Here is a 2,450-nt window from a genome sequence, read left to right as displayed (position 1 = left end):
AGACGGTCTGCATCGGCGCGGTGCCGCACGCGATGATTTCGTCGTTGAGAATTAACCGGATCGGGGTCGCCTCCCCCGCCAACGCCAGATCGGCGGAACGCAGCGCGAAGCCATCGACATTTGAGCGATCGAACGGCGGTACATCAATGGGCGAGACGACATCGGCGGCCAAAGCTTGACCAAGCGCATCGGCCAGCGGAAGCCCCTCACTTGCAGTGGCGCGTGGAAACAGCGCGGCTTCGAAGCGTGCCAGTGCGTCCTCACGCGTCAGAATCGTCAGGAACTGATCCTGCTCGAAGCTGTCGCCTCTCTTCTGAATCGGGGCATCGGTCATGCTGGAACTACTCCTGGTCACACCCTTAGCATATGGGCATCCACCGGTGTTCCTGCTGCGAACCCTTCACTGCTACCGGGCACGGCCAGCCATGCATCGGCGCGCACGATACGGCCGAGCGAAAGATCGCCGATCGCCAATGGCATCCAGGCGCCATCACTTTTCTTGAGCAGAGCGATATCTGCAATTCCAACACTTGACGAAATCTTGCGCGCCAGCGGTAGCATCTTCGTATTCTGCAGGCGTCCCGATAGCCGATCCAGTACCGGCAGCACCAGGGTCCACCACGCCGCCAGCGCCTGATCCGGCGCGCCGGGCAAAGCGACGACCGGGGTATTCTCGACCTTCCCGAGGGCGGTCGTGCGGCCAGGCTGGAGCGCGATCCCATGAGCGATCAGCCTGCCGCTCGTCGCCAGCGCTTCAACTGTCGCATCGGTGCGGCCGACACCGGTGCCACCGATGGTGACAATCAAATCGCATCGCCCGCCATTGAACGCCTTCGCGACCGCCGACGCATCGCGCCCGCCGGCCTGAGAATAGACGACATGGGCTCCCGCCGCGCGAGCGCTTTCGGCAATAAGCTGGGCCGTTACCGCGTGCCCGGCCATCGCGGGAATATCGATTAGCCCCAGACGCGGACGACGAACCGCGAGATTCTTCAGCCCCGCTGCACGTGCCAGCATTAAATCAAGCGCGCCAAGCTGCTGCCCCGCAACGATGGTCAGGTCGCCTTCACCGATATCAGAGCCGGCGCGCCGCACACCCTGCCCCGGGAACGCGTCACCCGAAACCTGAAACGTCGGGCCCGAAAGTTCAACCAAGTCGGAATCGACGACACAATCCGATCCACTTGGCATCGGCTCGCCAGCTTCAACCCATGCCGGAGACCCCGCTAACGGGAGCGGCGAGTAGGACGATGCACCAACGAGATCTTGGGCGCGGAATGCCCAGCCGTCGGCAGCGGCGAAGTCCCTCTTGGGGAACGGGCAAGGTAGCGGCACTTCCGCCGACACCGCGCCCATTGCCTCCGCGACTGGCAATTCAATACAGGCAACCGGTTCCAATCCATCCAACAGCGCAATAAGCGCCTCATCGACTGGAATGAGCGATGCTGTCAAACGCTGTCCCGTGGTCATTTCCAATAGTTCTCAACCATTCGCCTTGCCTAGCTTATCATAACACACGCAGCCGGGCGCCGAAGATACTCTCCTCAGCTCGGCCGGCGCGGCGGAGATCATCTGGCGATCTCTGGCCGATGATTTCTTTTGCGTGCTCGCTCCCTGGAGCCAAATGCCGCCACTGTGCCGAAGAAGCAAATCTGACATCGACTTTTGCTCATAGTCGAAGTGAGCTGGAGGACCGGTGTCGACCACGCGCAGGATGCGGCCGAGGACGACTTTCAAGAGGGCAGGCCAGGCTTGATTTCGGCTCCGCGAAGACGCTCCAACCCCGCCAACGCCACGGCAGACAGGAACGGCAGGCTCTGAATGACCAGGATTGTGGCGAACAAATCCGTGCCCAAAAGCCGGTAAAAATTGGTCGCAAAAACGGTGAGGCCACCCGTGACCAGCAGCGCACCAAGCACAGCCTCTGGTATTGCTGCAAAATGCCCGCGGACAGTGCCGCCTCCTCCCTTGCGGGTACGATGGAAATAGCTTTTCCGGGCCGGAAGCGCCGCCTCAAAGGCCGAGCGCGCTACCGTCCATTGGAGCGACATGAACACCACCATGGCACCAAGCATCTGAGGGTACGGAATTGCGACACGCTTCCGGTATGCGCTGACGAAATGGAGCAGCGATACCAGGAAGGCCGCAATGCTCGGCAGCAGCAACAGCGGATCCGGGATGGCGACAATCTGGAAAACGACAAACGGCACCCAGATCAAATTGAGCAGCGCGGCCGCAACGGCAACGATTTCGGATCCGAACCAACTGAGCCAACCGAACACGAATTCGCGCTTCTGATCATGGTCGAGCAGGCTCATACCGGGCAGAAATCTGCGCCAGTGTTTCTTCACGATCTGCACGGCACCGCCGGCCCACCGCGCCCGCTGAGTCTTGAAGGCCAAATAGTCCTGCGGCAGCAATCCCCAGCCATAACGGCGGTTGGTATAGTG

Annotated in this window: 2 protein-coding genes and 1 pseudogene; all 3 read right to left on the bottom strand. The window is 61.3% G+C overall.

The window, feature by feature from the left end:
• A pseudogene (locus tag WB528_RS26090) lies at nt 1-334 on the bottom strand (molybdopterin biosynthesis protein); the annotation flags it as partial.
• 17 nt (nt 335-351) lie between these two features.
• Nucleotides 352-1,470 carry a molybdopterin-binding protein gene (locus WB528_RS26085; RefSeq protein WP_423892144.1) on the bottom strand — a complete coding sequence of 373 codons (1,119 nt, stop codon included), beginning with the start codon at nt 1,468-1,470 and terminating at the stop codon, nt 352-354.
• Nucleotides 1,471-1,733: 263 nt separating this feature from the next.
• Nucleotides 1,734-2,450 (bottom strand): glycosyltransferase family 2 protein (locus WB528_RS26080; RefSeq protein ID WP_423892142.1); only part of this gene is annotated, 717 nt, incomplete at its 5' end.

Origin of the sequence: Bradyrhizobium sp., from assembly GCF_049586575.1 — a bacterium.
GTDB lineage: Bacteria > Pseudomonadota > Alphaproteobacteria > Rhizobiales > Xanthobacteraceae > Bradyrhizobium.
The sequence above is the reverse complement of the archived record's forward strand: the minus strand, read 5'-3'. Positions and strand labels throughout refer to the sequence as shown.